Genomic DNA, 17,805 nt, shown 5'->3' with positions numbered 1-17,805 from the left:
ACACACTTTTGAGGACCTTTTCGGGGACAGGATCCGGTTCACCTTGTCTCGATTCCAAACGAGAGGACGGGCATTTGGAATCACGGGCTTACGCTCTGCAGAAAAACTCTAGGTCCCCGATTTCAGGCAGGTCGGATAGAGCTGCCCCCCAATTCGGGCAAATTTGTACATTGCATTGTTTTCCCCTCAGAGGCTGGTAGGGCAAAGACCTTAACTGTCCGCAAAGACAGGTAAAGTAATCAAGAACAGGAATTTAAAAGAGAGATAACGATTAAATGAACTTTTATGTTGGTGGCGTACGTAGAATGCACAAGGTTTTTCCCTCCATAGACAAGAACCACCACCGTCGATACTGGCCCGCTTTTTTGCTGGTTGTATGGGGATGCTCCGGGTGCGCGCTGCTCCCAGGCCAACTCAACTCGAAAGCTCTCATCGAAAACAAAGTCACCGCAAGTGAGGCTTTACCCTCAACGTCGATCATACAGGCGGAGCACGAGACTGCTGAGTCCGATGCCGCTCAAGAAGATTCGCAGATCAGCCTGGCCGCGCACGAAGTGCAGGATTCCAGATCCCTGCCCCGTCAGAGTGCCAATACGCCGGTGGCTCTGTTGCCGCCTGACTTCGAAACACCCCCTGAGCCTCCAGTACGAACAGCAGCCGTTCCCCCTGTGAAATCAGACTACCAGCTGACGCAGGCGATTACCCCCTACACTCCGCTGCCTCCTGCCCCCGACTCTGCTAAACCTTCCCCTTTACCAGAGTCGTTCGCGGGTGATGCATGGAGCACCCAGTTGATTCCGCAGAACTTCACTCCCTGGTGGGCCGACAGTGTCACCCTGCAGTTCCGACCTCAGTCTCACCAGAGCCCGGTGAATGTGAATACGCTGATTCAGGAAACGCTGTTGAATTCGTCCCAGGTACGCATCATCAACGACGATCCCATCATCGCTGAAACCGCCATCACACAGGCGATGGCCGAGTTTGATCCCAAACTGTTTATTGAATCCAAGTTCAACCGCATCAGTATCCCTTCCAGCAGCACCCTTGATACCGGGACGAATTTCAGTCGGCTGCGGGAAAACAACTGGAGTTCGAACTTCGGCGTAAGACGTAAAAACAGTCAGGGGGGCGAGCTTGAGTTTTCACAGCAGTTTGGTTTGAACACCAGCAACTCGATCTTTTTCGTCCCGCCCAACCAGGGAGATACCCGGCTGACATTGAGTTATAACCAGCCGCTCCTCAATGGCCGGGGAGAGGCTTACAATGAAAGCCTGATCGTGCTCGCGGAACTGAATACCGACATCACCACCGATCGCACCCAGGCCGCTCTGCAGGATCATCTGCTGAAAGTGACCGAAACCTACTGGGAACTCTATCTGAACCGTGTGCTGTTTATCCAGAAGCAGAAACACCTGCAGGACGGCATGCGGATACTGAAGTACCTCGAACAGCGTTACAACATCGATTCCCTGCAGAGCCAGATCGCCCGCGCCCGGGCAGCCGTGGCCAAACGACGCTCGGAACTGATTCGCATTGAAGCCGCCGTACAGAACTCCGAAACACGCCTGCGAGCCCTGGTCAATTCACCCCAGCTCAAATCCAGCCCGAACCTGGAACTGATTTCGATTCAGCAGCCCATTGACAACAGCCTGCCCGTCACCATTGAAGACGCCATGGCCACGGCCCTCGAATACCGCTCGGAAGTTGATATCGCTTCCCGCGAGATCGAGGCAGCCCGGGTCCGGCTGGGAGTCGCCTGCAACGACCTGCTTCCCAAACTCGACCTGGTTCTGGAAACCTATCTCTCCGGCTTGAAAGGGGAATTTGATCTTTCCCGCGCCTGGCTCGACCAGTTCAGTGTCGGGGAACCCAGTTATACGGCAGGCCTGGTGTTCGAGGTTCCCCTCTATCGTCAGGAAGCCCGCTCACGTCACCTGCAGCGATCAGTCGAGCTCCGCCGCTTGTTGAGCCGCTTCGAACTGACCGTGGAAAACCTGCGTGCAGAAGTGGAAACAGCCGTCCGTCAGGTCAGGACAGCGAACCGGAACTTACAGAGCCAGTACCAGGCCATGATCGCCGCAGAAGCGGATGTCGAATTCCTGCAGCGTCGCTGGGAAATGGCCCCCGGTCTGGATCGCGCATCCAGCTTTCTGCTCGAGGACCTGATCGACTCTCAGGACCGCCGGGCCGAGGCAGAGCAGGCCTTCGTCACAGCCCAGGTGGACCACGTGCTCAGCCAGACCCGCTTGAACCGGGCCACAGGCACTATCCTGCGACAGGAACGAATCGTTCCCGAAGCCATGTCCGAAGGTCCCGTCCCCAGTTCTGAACAAGACGCACCGTCGCTGGTAACCCCCGCCGCTGCTAATCAGCAACAGGGGCCTAAGCTATGAAACGTCTCTGGACCCGACAAACGCAGCCCGCACACGACCGCGAGCTACTGGCGCACGTGCCCACGCTTGCGTCTTCCTTACAGCAGCTTGGAGATACCGAACTCGCCAGCCGTTACCAGCAGTTGAAACAGCAGAATCACAATCCCTCTGAGCAGACTACGATCCAGACCTTTGCACTCGTTTCCGAAGCAGTTCGCCGTACGCTGGGATTGAATTACTATCGGGAACAACTCATAGCGGGCCTGGCGATGATCCGCGGTGAGATCGTAGAGATGCAAACCGGAGAAGGAAAAACGATCACCGCAGTCTTACCAGCCTGCTGGTACGCTCTGGCAGAGCGTGGCGTGCACGTCATGACGGTCAACGATTACCTCGCGGAACGTGATTTTGAAACGCTTTCTCCGGTATATCATCGCCTCGGCTTAACTGCAGGTCTGAATCAACCGCGCCTGTCCGCAGAAGAGAAACAAACTGCCTACGCAGCCGACATCACGTATGGGCCGGGGTATGAGTTCGGTTTTGACTATCTCCGCGATCAGATCATGACGCTCTCTCAGCAACGTCCTCGGCTGGGCAGTCAGTTTACCCGCACCCTGAATGGCCAGCTGCTGACTCCCCCACAGCCGGTACAGTCCACGCATGCGGCGGCAATCATTGATGAAGCAGACAGTGTGCTGATCGACGAAGCTACTGTCCCATTGGTGCTCTCTTCTCAGGGGGGACAGCCGGCAGACAACGCAGACGTCTACCAGGCGGCACGACAGGCGGCACTTACTCTCAAAGCGGGGCAGGATTTCCTCGTCAATCAGCAGGCCTCCGAATTACAGATCACCGACCTGGGCATCCTCCGTCTGTCAGCAGATCGCAGCCTGATTCCCATCGAACGCCTTGATCGTCCCTGGATGCAATATGTCGAACAGGCACTGCGGGCCGAATTGTTTTATCATCGCGACCTGCATTACGTCGTCATTGAAAACCGCGTGCAGATTGTCGATCCGCATACCAGCCGCATTTTCACCGATCGCACCTGGCGGAATGGTCTGCACCAGGCCGTGGAAGCCAAAGAGGGAAAACCGGTCACCACAGAGAGCCAGCCGATCGCCCGGATCATGCGACAGAAATACTTCCAGCTTTACGATCAACTGTGTGGCATGTCGGGAACCGTGCAAGGCTGCCAGCAGGAACTGAGAGAGGTATACGGAGCCCACTATTCTCACATTCCCCCACACCGGCCCAGTCGCAGGACAGATCTCCCCGTCCGCCTGTTTAGCGATCAACACAGCCGGGAACAGGCCCTCGTGCGTACGATTCAGGAAATGCAGCGTACTCAACGGCCGATACTGGCAGGCACAGCCGATATCGATGCCAGCCGTCGACTCTCAAATATGTTGCATGAACTGGGAATTGCACACCAGCTGTTGAATGGGATCCAGGATGCCGAAGAGGCGGCTGTGATCGCAGCCGCAGGACAACCGCAGGCAGTCACTATTGCTACGAACCTGGCAGGTCGTGGAACAGATATTCAACTGGGGCTGGGTGTCGCTGAGTCAGGCGGTTTGCATGTACTGGCAGCCGGCTTCCAGCTGACCGAACGTATCGACCGACAGTTAATCGGACGTGCTGCCCGTAAGGGGGAACCTGGCTCAAGCCAAATCCTGGCATCGCTCGATGACGCCCTGTTCCGCCAGGCAAAGTCCGCCTGGGTCGATTCATTGAAGCAACTGGTTGACAAGACCGGCGAAATCCCTGTCAGCAGACAGATCCTGGGAGAAATTACGAAGACCCAACGCAGAATAGAAGAGACTGGCAGGCAGCGGCGGAAACAACTGACCCAGCATGATGACTGGTTAAGCAGTGCCACCTGCAGTACGTGGAACTGATCCCATTGAACTGAACTGGAAACGAGTCTGATTTATTAACAAGCGTGGAGTGCAGATGTATTCAAGACGAATCAATTTCTGGATCTTGATGAGCCTGACAGGACTGCTGGCCTGCAGCCCGCTCCGCGCCTTCGCTGTCGAACTGGAAGGGTACACCGAACCTTACCGTACGATCCGGGTCGCCACAGACGAAACAGGTGTCATCGATCAGATTTTTGTGAGCGAGGGGGAAGCGGTCCCGCAGGGAACGCCACTCGTGCGGCTCAACAATGCTGTCTACCAGGCCCTGCTGGCGGTCGCAGAGCAGAACATGAATGCCCGGGGACGTCTGGAAAGTGCCCGCGCAGAACTGGAACTGAAAAGCGAACGCCTCAAGATCCTGCAATCACTGCGAGAGGAAGGCAACGCCCGCCAGGAAGAGGTCGATCGGGCCCGCTATGAAAATGCCGTGGCGAAAGCCAACATCCAGACGGTTCAGGAAGAACTCCTGTCACGCAAACTCGAGTATCAGAAAATCAAAACCCAAATCGACCGTCGCACGATCCGAGCGCCGATTTCCGGAGTCGTCAGCCTGATCCACAAAGAGCAGGGCGAGTTTGTCGCCCCCAACAGCCCCGAAACGATGACGCTCGTGCAACTCGATCAGCTACTGGCCTACTTCACGCTAACCAGCCAGCAGGCCGCACAATTACACATCAACGACAAGATCAGAATTTCATTTAAACACAACCAGTCCTCAACCGATGGAACGATTGAGTACATTTCACCAGTCACCGATGCCCAGAGCGGCACCGTGCTGGTCAAAATCCGGATCGACAACCAGAAGGGAGATTTTCGCAGTGGCGAACGTTGTACGATTCAATTGGAAAGTTAATCTGCCATGCATCCGGAAAGCACTCATCCGAAACAACGACCACCGGTTCGCGTCCTCAATCACAGGGGACGTCGACATCGTAGTCTGCACAAATCCCTGTTGCGCTGCGCACTGACAGCTCAGACATCTGACGAACTGCTACACGCATTAATTGGAGAACTGAAACAGCACTGTCAGCCGGCGCTGATCCTCTATTACCGCCCCGCGGTATCGGAAAACCAAGCCACCAGTCGAATCCTGTATCAACAGTCGACATCCACACCTGATGCCGCCCTGCTCTCACAGTTGAACCAGGTCTGTCAGAGCAGCATCCAGAGTAAAGAAGTCGAGATTCAACCCTGCGTCGACATTAACTTCATGCTTTATGCGGCCCCCATTACCGCCCGGGGACTGGCGGCTGACGCGTTGGGAGTGGTCTTTCCCGCGACAAATTCAACCGAACCGTTCTCGCTGCTCCTGCAGGCACTCGCAACTCATATCACTCTCTGGTACACGCTGCGCGAGGGGCTGCAGCAGGAACAGCAGGCCCGCGACTCCGCTGCGATTGTGGAACTGCTTTCAAATCTGTCTTGTTCCACGAACTTCACCCAGGCAGCCGGCCAGACCGCCTCTGATCTGGTCGATTACCTGGGTTGTCGTCAGATTGCGATCGGCAGTCAAGAAGCGACTCGCACACGCTGTCGCCTGGTGGGACTCTCGGGCTGCCCCCAATTTGACAAGGCAGCAAAATCGGTTGGACTCATCGAAGCCGCCCTGGATGAAACACTCAGGCAACAGACATCACTCGTCTGGACCGATCAACACAGTACTGAAAATCCCGAGCTTCAATCACTGCAAACGGTTGGAGAGCATCTGCAGACGAAATCTATTCTCTGTGTCCCACTCACTTGCTCTGACCAGCAGGCAGACACCGTAGTCTGTGTTGTCGACCTCCCGCTGGATCGAATGAAACAGACGCAATGCCTGCTGGAAGCCGCCAGTCAGCCCCTGGCAAATGCCTTACATGCTGCACAGAGGCGATCGAGTCTGAGAGGAAACTGGAAGGCGGCTGTCCGTCAGTCGCTGCAGGGAAAAACCCGCCGTGTGGTGCTGGCTGCTTGCCTGCTCTTCACGGCCCTGATGTTCGTTCCCTGGCCGTATCAGGTCAAATGTGCCTGTCAGCTGGAACCGGTGATGCAGCGGTTCGTCGTCGCCCCGTTTGCCGGTTCCCTGGAAACCATGCTGGTCGAACCGGGAGACCTGGTTCACCAGGGAGACGTACTGGCCCGAATGGATCCCCGGGAACTAAAATGGAAACGGGCCAGCCTGATTTCAGACCAGAACCAGGCGATCAAACGTCGCGACTCTGCCCAGGCGGCCCGCGACTTTACGACCCAGCAACTTTCACGACTGGAAGCGGAACGCCTCGGTCTGGAAATCGAGCTGCTCGATCATCGCATCAACAACCTGGAAATCAAAAGCCCCGTTGACGGGATCGTTGTCGCGGGAACTCTGAACTGGGCCGAAGGAGCTCCCCTGGAGATTGGCGAAGCACTATTTGAAATCGCCCCCCTGGATCAGATGGTCGTAGAGGTCGCCGTGCCCGATTCTGAGATCAGTCATGTACGGGAAGCCCAGAGCGTTCATATTCGCCTGGAAGCGTTACCCGATTCAGACCAGACCCTGCAGCTGGAACGTATTCATCCCCGGGCAGAACTGCGGGATGACGCTAATATTTTCATGGCGGAAGCCACCGTGGATAACAGCCAGGGCCTGCTGCGACCGGGGATGAAAGGGCGGGCCAGTATTCAGACCGCCCCACAGCCCGTCTACTGGATCCTGTTTCACAAACCGTGGAATCTGATCAGGAAGTACCTGTATTAAGTGTTGGAAGGTGAGAGCATGCAGCCCGATGTGAGTATCCGCGATTTTTTCAGCAGCCGGCTCAAACTGCGCGCGGATCTGACTTTCACGCTCCAGCATGCCAATGGTGAGGACTTCTACACCATCAACGATTCCCTGCACTCGCGTTACTATCGTGTGGGTCAGACCGAATACACGTTCCTGCGACTGCTCGACGGACGGTCGACTGTCCAGGAATGTTACAGCAAACTCTCAACCGCGTTCCCCTTTCATCAACTCTCGCAGGACGACATTATCAGTCTCTGCCAATGGGCGTTCGGCAGTGACTTACTGAAAAACCATGATGAGCGACTGCGTCCGGCAGGCTCCGATCAACGACCAGCGGTGGCCTGGCTGGCAAAATTGAATTTCCTCGTCTTTCGTCTACCGATTGGCAATCCGGACCGGCTCTTCTCACGATTGGCACACACCTGGGGCTGGCTGTTCTCCGCTCCGGCGCTGGTCGCCTGGTGCATTCTGCTGCTCTGGGCTCTGTTTCGCATCGGCCTGAACTGGGACGCATTTTATAGCTCATCCCAAACGATACTCTCCGCAGACAACTGGATCTGGCTGGTCGGCTGCTGGGTGATTCTCAAGCTGTGCCACGAGTCAGCACACGGCGTCGTCTGTAAGCTTTATCGGGGTTCCGTTCGTGAAGCAGGATCGCTGTTCGTCCTGTTCGCCCCGCTCCCTTATGTCGATGTCACTTCCAGCTGGAGCTTCCCCTCCCGCTGGTCACGGATGCATGTTGCCGCAGCTGGACTCTACGTCGAACTGTTGATCGCAGCCCTGGCGGCCCTCGTCTGGGGACAGACTTCGCATGCCTGGCTGAACCACGCCTGCTTCAACATCGTTTTCACGGCAAGTATCACCAGCCTGCTGTTTAACCTGAACCCGTTGATGAAATTTGATGGCTACTACATTCTGGTTGACCTGCTGGAAATTCCCAACCTGTATACGAACGGGCAACTCTGGATCAGGCAGTGGGCCAAACGAACGTTTCTCGGCGTGAATACCCTGCTCCCCAACTGGTCGCGGCGCGTCCGGTTGATCATAGCCGGCTATGGAATCTCCTCGCTCGGCTGGCGGATTCTGGTCTGCATCACCCTCACGGTCGCTGCGGCGACTCTGCTGGAAGGAGCTGGAGTCATCCTCGCCGCGATCGCGATTACACTCTGGATTATCCAGCCTGTCTGGCGGTGTATTAAGTATGTTGCAGTCGGGAAGCCGGGGGAAGCTCCGCAACGAGGCCGATTTGTACTGGTCACCGGTTCTCTGTTGTTAACCAGTTTTCTGGTGCTGGCCTACGTTCCCTGGTTGGGAAACCTCCAGGCACCGGCAATCGTGGATTACACTCCTCAAGGAACTGAACACGCTCCCCTCCCCGGCTTTATTAAACAGATCGAAGTCAAGAGCGGCCAACAGGTCCACCGGGGACAGACTCTGATCCAGTTAGGAAATCCTGAACTGGAACTCGAGCTGGCGAAACTGAGAATCGAAATTCAACAGTCAGAGTTACGTATCCACCAGTTCGACCAGCAACGCAAAATCGCAGAGCGACAGGTCGAACAGGAAGTACTGCAGGACTTACAGGCAAAACTTCAGGAAAAAGAACGACTGTTCGAAGAGCTGACAATCCGCTCTGAAATCGACGGTCGCGTGGTGACCCGAAATCTGCAGACAAAGCTCGGAACGTATGTCAAACAGGGAGATCCCATCATCACCATTGGAGACGACCGCCATAAAGAGCTGCACATCGCCGTTCCGCAGCATGAGCTCGAGCATTTCCTGAACACGCCAGATAGCACCGTCCTGGCACATCCCCCTCACCATCCAGCGATTCCCTGTCCGGTGCAGAGGGTGGTCCCGCGTGCCAGTGTGTCGTTAACTCATCCCGCACTCGCAGCAGCCTACGGCGGAGCGCTGCCTGTCAAACCAGTGTCTTCCGAAAAACAGGGAGACAAATACGAGCTGCTCGACCCCCGGTTCAACCTCGTTGTCTCGCTTGCCTCAGATCAGTCCTTAGAACTGTATGCAGGACAGCGGATTGATGTCACCTGTCGGCCTCAGCACTACTCCGTCGGCCGGCATCTGTACCATCAGATCTCCAGCTGGCTCAACAAACGACTGGATGAGTAAGATTTACCGTTGGATGCGAACGATGTTCCTATAAGGCCAGCTGTTCTAATCAAAAATAACGCCTGGTGAAACAGGAAGTGATCCGTCTCACCAGGCGTTGTCGTTTTCTTACTCTCGGACTACAGACTGTCCTCACGCAGCGAAGGAGGCAGTGCCGCATCCCCGACCGGCGGTGTCAGACTGACCTCGCCCAGTGAAGGCGGTTGCGACTCGTCCTCAGTCTGAACTGATTCCAGACTGACTTTACCCGGTGCAGGCGCGGGTGGCAGCACGATTTCCGTGACGGTAGCAGCCGGCGGTACCTGGTCTTCCGAACCTGTCATCAGGCTGGCTTTACCCGAGGCCGATGTCATATCGAAATTATCCGGTACGGGAGGCACACCCATACCACCGTCCATTTGAGGCGGCTCCGGGGTGAAGTGTTCGTCATACACTTCGCCGGCATTCGACATCAGGAAACCACCACCGAGAGCCTGATAGGTATTGACGATCGCAGACAACTGCTGCTGCTTAGTCTCAATCAGGTCGGTTCTTGCTTCGAGCAGGTCACGCTGCGAGAACAACACGTCGATGTATTCCGCCCGGGCGTTCTGGAACAACTGAGTCGCCACCGAGACAGATTCTTCGAGGGCTTTCACCTGACTATGCTTGAGCTCGACACTGGAACGGTATTTCTCGACTTTAGAGATGCCGTTCGCGACTTCTGTGAATGCATTCAGCACAGTCCGCTGATAATGGTAGATCGCCTGGATCTGGCGGGCATTCGCATTTTTGTAATCCGCCTGGATGGCTTTCTTGTTAAGCAGCGGTGCGACCAGACCACCGGCGGCATTCGCAATGAATGCACCCGGATCAAACAGGTAACGAGGATTGAAAGCCTCGTATCCCACGCTGGCAGTAATATCAAACCGGGGGAAGAAACGGGCCCGGGCGACCAGCACATCCAGACCGGAAGCAGCTACTTCGCGTTCCGCAGCCTGAATATCACGACGATTCAACAGCAGCTGTGAGGGAACACCGACGTGCAAAGGCTGCGAATCGAGCTTGATGAAATCCCAGCCAACCCGGTCCACTGCCTGTGGATAACGACCAACGAGGAAGTTGATTTTGTTCTCGACTTCAATAATCCGCTGACTCACGATCAGCTTTTCACTCTCGTTTTTACGAACTTCCGCCAGGAATCGCTGCACACCCAGTTCGGTTCCCCGAGCCGCATCCTTCTGGAATTTCGCTACTTCCAGGCTCTTCTTCTGCAGCTCGATGGTCTGATTCAGATAGACCAGTCGCTGATCCAGAGCAGCCAGTTCGTAGTAATTGTCCGCGACCTCAGCCACCAGCTGGGTCACGAAATAGTTCCGCAGTTCAATCGCTTCGCACAAACGCTGTTCTGCAGCATCGCGGGCGTTTCTCAATTCACGCCAGACGTCAATCCGCCATAATAGATTCGCAGACAGTCTTACGTTCCCCAGAGGATCCGGGAAATTTGCACCGCCTGAACCCGGGTAGGTCAACTGATCCTCAGCGGCTCCCAGGGGAGTGAAGCGACTGGTCCGATCAAAACCACCATCGGCTCCGACCGTAACGAAGGGAAGATAAGCACCTCGTCGCGACAGGACTTCATTACTGGCGACCTGGACTTCCCAGTTGCGGATCTGCAGTTCCTGGTTCGATGCCAGCCCCTGACCAATCAGAAAGGTCAGCGTTGGGTCTTCAAAGAATTCCTTGATGCCCACGTCAGCGGAGCTGTCGACACTTGCTCTCCCGCTGAAGTCATCCGGCAGAGGCGCTCCTTCAGACGCACCAAACAGATCCGGGATCTGACACCCTGAAAGCAGCAGCATGCTGCAGACCAGCGCCAAAGCAAGCACATGCGGTTGCTGGATTGCGTTATTTAAAAAAACAGTGGGGGAGTTCCATCTCATTATTCTGCACCCTGCGACTGTCGTCATTCCTGTGAAACAGTGAAACTAGAATCATCTCGCTTCTTTCGGGGGGAATACAGTAGCATCCGCCCCGGAGAATATCCGAAATCCTTCCGGATGGATCCGATCAAAACAATCGAACCGAGACAGCTGAAACGAGGCGGGTATCTTGAGAGCCGTCTCAATTGTTATCGGCAGTTAGTTCGCTGCAGACCACAGAATCATGCAATCCACTATATTGCCTGCAGTAATTTAAATTCACATAACAGCATCAACGAAAGCGTCGTACTGCAATACAGGCTCTTCCCGTGTAAGTGCGGGATATGACTGTCACTTGTGAATTCTTTTCGCGCTGAAATGACGAGGTTACGCCTGCAGAAGCTGTGTTGAGTTTGCGGCCTGCCCCCACGTCTCAGGACAACCTGTAGGACGTTCGCAGAAAGATACAATCAGGAAAGCCTGTCAAACTTTTCCGCCTCTTGACACGCATGAGGAAAGCGTGCAGGCGTTTCGTTTAACGCCCAAGCGACTCAGGAATAGCTTGCGTAATCGATACAGTTTCACATTTGAAAATCAGAGTTTTTGTACTGATTGATGTGCCTTACACAAAAAAACACGCACGGCGCTGAACCAGATATTTGTGGTCCAGCACCGTGCGTTCTCTCCTGTTTACACGAACCTCTCAGACCCGTTAATGCTCGGGTTCGTCGTAGTGATCGTGGTGACTCCTGTGCTCGACCAACTCGCTGAGCGGTTCATCATGCTCATCCTTAATGAGCTTCTTCCCGTCAGACATCTTGGCGAACAGATAGTACAGACCGGGGATCACAAACACCCCGATCAGGGTCCCCATGAGCATCCCGCCGACCGCCGTGGTACCAATCGTTCGGTTACCGATGGCACCCGGTCCCGTAGCTCGTACCAGGGGAACCAGACCAGCGATAAACGCAAACGACGTCATCACGATCGGCCGGAATCGCAGCTTACCACCTTCGACCCCCGCATCTTTGAGGCTCAGTCCTTCCTGGCGTCGTTGTACCGCGAATTCAATAATCAAAATCGCGTTCTTACCCAACAGACCCACCAGCATGACCAGACCAATCTGACAGTACACATCGTTGGCCAGGCCCATCGACTTTAACATCAGGAACGAACCAAACAGACCGACGGGCAGCGAAACGATTACCGCCAGCGGCAGAATGAAACTCTCGTACTGACCCACCAGCACCAGGTACACAAAGATCACCACGATCGCAAAAATGTAGATCGCCGTATTCCCCTTGCTGGCCTCGTCGTACGCCAGCCCCTGCCAGCCGATACCATATCCGTGAGGTAGCGTCTTTTCCGCCACTTCCTTAATCGCATCGATCGCCTGACCGGAACTGTAACCCGTAGAAGGAGCTCCCTGAATAATCGCCGTCGTATACAGGTTATAACGGTTGATTTCGTTCATCCCCTGCATCTTCTTGATCTTCATAAACGCTGAGTAAGGTACCATCTCTCCTTCATCGTTTTTGACGAACATGTTCCGCAGGTCTTCAGGATACCGACGAAACTCCGGCGCGGACTGCACATACACTTTGTAGAACTGTCCGAAGCGAATGAAACCCTGCTCCCAGGTACTACCCACGACAATCGAAAGGTTTTCCATCGCGTCTGCAATCGAGACCCCCTTCTGCATCGCCACGTCATTATCAATCACAACTTCGTACTGCGGATAGTTATTCGCGAAGAAGGTAAACAGCCCCTTCAACTCTTTCCGCTTACCCAGTTCCGCCAGGAAGTTCTCGGTGATTTTTCCGAATGCGTCGTAGTCGCCACTGTTGGTCTTATCGAGCAGACAGAGCGAGAAACCACCGGCTGCACCGAAACCGGGCACCGCAGGCGGCTCGAAGAATTCGAGCTTCACGTTGGCAATCGACCGCCCTTTCTGTTCGAGCTCTTCGATGATCTCTTTCGAAGTCAGCTTCCGCTCGGACCAGGGCTTCAGGTTAATCAGACAGGTACCCGCGTTGGAACCACGACCTTCCGTCAGAATTTCGTAACCCGCCAGTGAAGTCACCGAAGTAATTTCATCGAACTCTTCACAGATCTTCTGCAGTTCATGCGACTTCGAGTTCGTATACTCCAGCGTTGAACCGGGGGGCGTCTGGATAATCCCGTAGATCACCCCCTGGTCTTCCAGAGGAATGAACCCGGAGGGCAGCACTTCGTTGACCAGCAAAATCCCGTAACCGAAGACACCAATCACAATCATGGTGAAGATTCGCCGGGTGATGATCAGACCCACAATCCAGGTAAACGCATTCGTCACCTTGTCCACACCCCGGTCGAAGTAGTATAGAAAGATGCCGATCGGCCCCTTCTTTTTCTTCTCATTGGGTTCACTGCCGGAGAAGACCGCCCGGAACGTAAAGGCGAACAACACCGCCATCACGACCCCGATAATCACGGTCCGCATATGCGTCAGTTCAACCTGCTCCGAAAGCACTTCGTGCACGATCTCCACATGCAGCAGTTCGTAAACGCCATATCCGACCGCGGCACCGAGGAAGACACACAGCAGTCCCCGCAGCACAAAAGCATACCGGCCGCTGATCTTCTTGAGCAGGCGGTTAATCAGACCGACGATCCCCTTCTGTTCGACATAGCCGATATGCGGCTTGAGAATCATCGCACACAACACCGGCGTCAGTGTCAACGCAACCACACCGGACAGCACAATCGACATCGCCATCGTCAATGCGAACTGACGATAGAACACACCCACCGCCCCGGGCATGAAGGTCACCGGAATAAACACGGAGGTCATCACCAGGGTAATCGCGATGATCGCACCGCTGATTTCCCCGATCACTTCCTTGGTAGCTGCATAAGGCGAGAGATGCTTGGCGTGCATCTTTTCGTGCACCGCTTCCACCACCACGATCGCGTCGTCGACCACAACCCCGATCGCCAGCACCAGTGCGAACAGCGTGATCAGGTTGATCGACATGCCGAACAGACTCATAAAGAAGAAGGTCCCGATCAACGACACAGGCACCGCGAGCGTCGGAATCAGCGTACTGCGGAAGTCTCCCAGGAACAGGAAGACCACCAGCGACACCAGGATAAACGCTTCAAACAGGGTATGCAGCACCTTCTCGATAGAAGCATCCAGGAAGTTGGAAACGTCGTAACTAATCGCGTAGTCCATCCCCGGCGGGAATGACTCCGTCTTGATCTCTTTCAGCTTCTCCTTCACTTTCGCAATCACGTCCGCAGCGTTAGAGCCCGGAATCTGCTTGAGCACAATCGACGCGGAAGGATAGCCGTCGATGTCCGAATACAGGTCGTAGAACGATGATCCCAGGTTAACCTTGGCCACATCCTTTAAGCGCAGAATCTCCCCGTTGGGGTTCGCGCGCAGGATGATGTTCTCGTACTGCTCCGGTTTATTGTAACGGCCGACCCAGGTCAACACGTACTCGATCGTCTGCGACGTCGTACCCGTCGCCTGACCGAGTCGCCCGGGAGAACCGATCATACTCTGTTCTTTGATCGCCTCCATCACGTCTGCGGAAGAGATTTTATAGGCCCGCATCCGGTCCAGATCCAGTTCGACCCGCATTGCATACGCACGGTTACCGAGAATCTTCGCCCGGCCCACCCCGCGAATACGTTTAATTTCGGGGAGCAGGTTCACCGTGGTGTAGTTGTAGAGGAAGTTCTGGTCGACGTTCGGGTCTTTACTGTAGACGTTCACGTACATCAACATACTCGTCATGTTCTGCATGACGATAATCCCCTCACGCTCCACGATGGGGGGCAGACGGTTCTTCACCATCTGAATGCGGTTATTCACGTTCAAGACCGCCGTGTTCGGGTCAGTACCCGGTTCGAAGATGATCTTGATCGTGGCTTCACCCGCACTGGTGGCGGCAGAGCTCATGTACCGCATGTTGGGTACACCGTTGATGGCGCGTTCCAGGATCACCAGGGTGGAGTCAACCAGAATTTTGGCACTCGCACCTGGATAGGAGACGGCCACAACCACACTCGGTGGGGCGACAGACGGAAACTGGGAAATTGGCAGGGCCGTGATCGCCAGCCCACCCATAAACAGGATGAGCAGCGAGATGACCATCGCCAATGCCGGGCGATGTAGAAATTTAGCGAACATATTATTGATCTTACCTGCTTATTCCGCGTGATATTTCAGGTTACTGAGTACTTCCTGTGGGTCACGGAAATCGTATTTGATCTTGTCGCCATCCTTCACCTGACGAATACCCTCGAGAATGATCTTCTCGCCTTCCTTGAGACCACTCTTGAGCACGAAGATATCATCCTGTTCGCCCTTGATCTCAATGTCTCTCTGGTGCACAACGTTGTCCTTATCAACAACGAACGCATAACGTTTGGCGAGAATCTCGAAAGTCGCTCTCTGAGGAATTACGAGAATGTTTTGTAAGGTGCGGTGTATCAAAATCGTTCCGGTCTGACCGTTACGCAGCAACCCTTCCGGATTCGAAAAATCCGCGCGGAAAGGGATGTTCCCTGTCATGTTATTAAAATCAGCTTCAATTGCACCGATCTTCCCTTCTTGAGGAAAGATTTCGCCGTTGGCCAGTTTGAGTTCGATCTGCAGATGGTCCGATTTTCCGCCATCCTTATCCAGCTCGGCTTTGTACTCCAGGTACTGTGCCTCGGGCACGTTAAAGTAAACCCACATCAGACTGTTGTCGGACATGGTCGTCAGCACGTCTCCCTCTTCAATCAGACTTCCCAGCTGATTCCGCTGGCGGTCGACAATCCCGTCGAAGGGGGCTTTGACATTCGTAAATCCCAGTTCCGCCTGGGCCAGTTGCACTTTGGCTTGCGCTTTCGCCAGCTCCGCTTTCTTCAGCGCGATCTCCTGTGATGAAACGATCCCCTTATCCAGCAGTGACTGTGCGTTATCCAGTTCAATCTGCACGCGATTGGCTTCCGCCAGCTCTGATTCCATGCGGGCCTGGAACAACGTCGGCAGGATCTTGAACAGCAGATCTCCTTTCTTGACGTGCTGTCCTTCTTTAATATTAATCTTTTCCAGGTAACCGCCTTCCAGGGCGCGGACTTCGATGTGCTGACAGGAGTGAATCTGGCAGACATACTGCTGGGTGCTGATCACATCTTTTTTGACCGGAGTGGTCACAATAATCTTGTGTATCGGGTGATGCCCCCCTTCTTCGTGTCCCTCACCGTGAGACTCTGCATGCGCACCGCCATGTTCTTCAGCGTGACCTTCCCCATGTTCTTCGCCATGTGCCTTACCTGGCGCAGCGGTGTGAGATTCGGCGTGCGTTTGCGGGAGATATTCGCAACCGGTTAACGAGAGTGAAATCAGAGCCAGAAAACTGGCGACAGTCATTGTGTTTTTCATGGTCTTAAATGTTCCTCTGATGTTAAGCCCCGGGCAGGTTGGTCAGGAGTGTCGGTAAGTGAGGAAGTAGTGGTATGAGCTATGATTTCGTTCCTCAAATGACAGCACGGGAGAAACCCGTTCCTGCCGGACTGCTGACGAGAATATGCATATCCAATGCCAATGCACTCGAAAAACACCCAATGCTGAACAGTCGTCGTACCCGTTCGCAATAATCTGTCATTCTTCACTTGACGAATTTCACTTCCTGTCCCATGCAGAGAATTCCCCCTGATTTTCAGGAAATTCACGCCCTGATCGTAAACAAACAACCTGCTTCACCCCTCTGATTTCGGCCGTTCGACCACACTTTTATTTTTTTATGAAACAAATCTGTACTCCCTGAACCAACCCCCTGACGCACTCTGGGAACAAGGAATCGACTCAGCACCCTGAAAGATTCTGCAGACCCTGCACCCGCTGAGTGCAAACTCTTGCAGGGCGTCAAATCCCGTTCCCAGCACTCAATTTACCTCTTTTTGCTGTCGCAACGTTCCCCTGAACTTCCTGCACTTTCACCTGCAGAAATTGAACTTGATCGCCCCGTTCCGAATCGTATGCTGGTTCCCTTCTGGCTCGCGCGCGAGGCGGGTCGGCGCTCACGGAAACAGTCGGAACCAGTGATACATCTGCACCTGAACCAGCATCGTTTTTCACCATGTTTTCACCCAAACTGTTCGCACCGCTGTGCCATCTGCGTTCCCAAAGTTCAGGGCAAACCGGGACAGAGCCCGGACGAACCAGGACAAAATCCCGGACAGAGCAGGACAAAATCCGGCCACATCGGGACAAAATTCTGTCTTGACCCCCAGCCGCCAATCCCCAGGATGCAACAACAGCAAAGCGAAAGAACGACGTAGGGGCGGACTCATGTGTCCGCCCGCCAGACGACATCATCCTCCACTGCTGTCTTCGAAAATATCGCATGGGAACCATCCCCGTGAACGGCAAGGCACTAGCCGCCGGTAATCAGGGTCGACGCCGAATACAACACCGGTAGCCAGCGCCATTCCGCTCAGAACAACAACCCGGAGATCATACAGATCGGCACCAGCAGCAACAGCAGACGTACAACCAGCGCACATCAACCACCAGTGAAAACAAAGAGGGGGATCCCGAATGCAATCCACGCTTGCCACAGGCAACAGGAGACCACAGAACAAATGCGCTAGAGTGATTAACCGATACTCACCGACCAACCGATCGCGTCTAAAAATTAGCCGCAGGGCGTTAGCCCCGGTTGAAACGATGATCGCCAACACGCATTCAACTT

The 17,805-nt window shown here is 54.7% G+C and carries 8 protein-coding genes; 5 read left to right on the top strand and 3 right to left on the bottom strand.

The annotated features are described in order from the left end of the window. The first annotated feature begins 275 nt into the window (after positions 1-275). Genes RID21_RS19645 through RID21_RS19625 form a run of 5 tightly spaced genes read left to right on the top strand, consistent with a single transcriptional unit; the run spans position 276 to position 9,167 of the window. Entirely contained in the window at positions 276-2,393 is a 2,118-nt protein-coding gene (locus RID21_RS19645) for a TolC family protein (protein WP_350191800.1), read from the top strand. Further along, positions 2,390-4,273 carry a preprotein translocase subunit SecA gene (locus tag RID21_RS19640; protein ID WP_350191798.1) on the top strand — a complete coding sequence of 628 codons (1,884 nt, stop codon included), beginning with the start codon at positions 2,390-2,392 and terminating at the stop codon, positions 4,271-4,273. The genes RID21_RS19645 and RID21_RS19640 overlap by 4 nt, the downstream gene beginning before the upstream one ends. A 55-nt stretch (positions 4,274-4,328) precedes the next feature. Then, on the top strand, positions 4,329-5,147 hold the full coding sequence (locus tag RID21_RS19635; protein WP_350191796.1) for an efflux RND transporter periplasmic adaptor subunit: 819 nt from the start codon (positions 4,329-4,331) through the stop codon (positions 5,145-5,147). Between the two features lie 6 nt (positions 5,148-5,153). Beyond that, complete coding sequence (locus tag RID21_RS19630) at positions 5,154-7,010, top strand: efflux RND transporter periplasmic adaptor subunit (RefSeq protein WP_350191794.1); 1,857 nt, start codon at positions 5,154-5,156, stop codon at positions 7,008-7,010. 18 nt (positions 7,011-7,028) lie between these two features. Then, positions 7,029-9,167: an efflux RND transporter periplasmic adaptor subunit gene (locus RID21_RS19625; protein WP_350191792.1), complete on the top strand. Its 2,139-nt coding sequence runs from the start codon at positions 7,029-7,031 to the stop codon at positions 9,165-9,167. 119 nt (positions 9,168-9,286) lie between these two features. On the opposite strand, the gene RID21_RS19620 is transcribed toward RID21_RS19625, so the two are convergent. The 3 genes from RID21_RS19620 to RID21_RS19610 form a co-directional block, all read right to left on the bottom strand. Further along, a complete protein-coding gene (locus RID21_RS19620; RefSeq protein WP_350191790.1) occupies positions 9,287-11,089 on the bottom strand; it encodes a TolC family protein in 1,803 nt (600 codons plus the stop codon). A 691-nt stretch (positions 11,090-11,780) separates the two neighbouring features. Next, positions 11,781-15,251, bottom strand: a complete 3,471-nt coding sequence (locus RID21_RS19615; RefSeq protein ID WP_350191788.1) for an efflux RND transporter permease subunit — start codon at positions 15,249-15,251, stop codon at positions 11,781-11,783. A gap of 18 nt (positions 15,252-15,269) precedes the next feature. Further along, on the bottom strand, positions 15,270-16,493 hold the full coding sequence (locus tag RID21_RS19610) for an efflux RND transporter periplasmic adaptor subunit (protein WP_350191786.1): 1,224 nt from the start codon (positions 16,491-16,493) through the stop codon (positions 15,270-15,272). Between the last annotated feature and the right edge of the window lie 1,312 nt (positions 16,494-17,805).

Origin of the sequence: Gimesia sp. (assembly GCF_040219335.1) — a bacterium.
Taxonomy (GTDB): Bacteria; Planctomycetota; Planctomycetia; order Planctomycetales; family Planctomycetaceae; genus Gimesia.
Note: the sequence above shows the minus strand (reverse complement) of the source record. Positions and strands in the feature narration are given on the sequence as shown.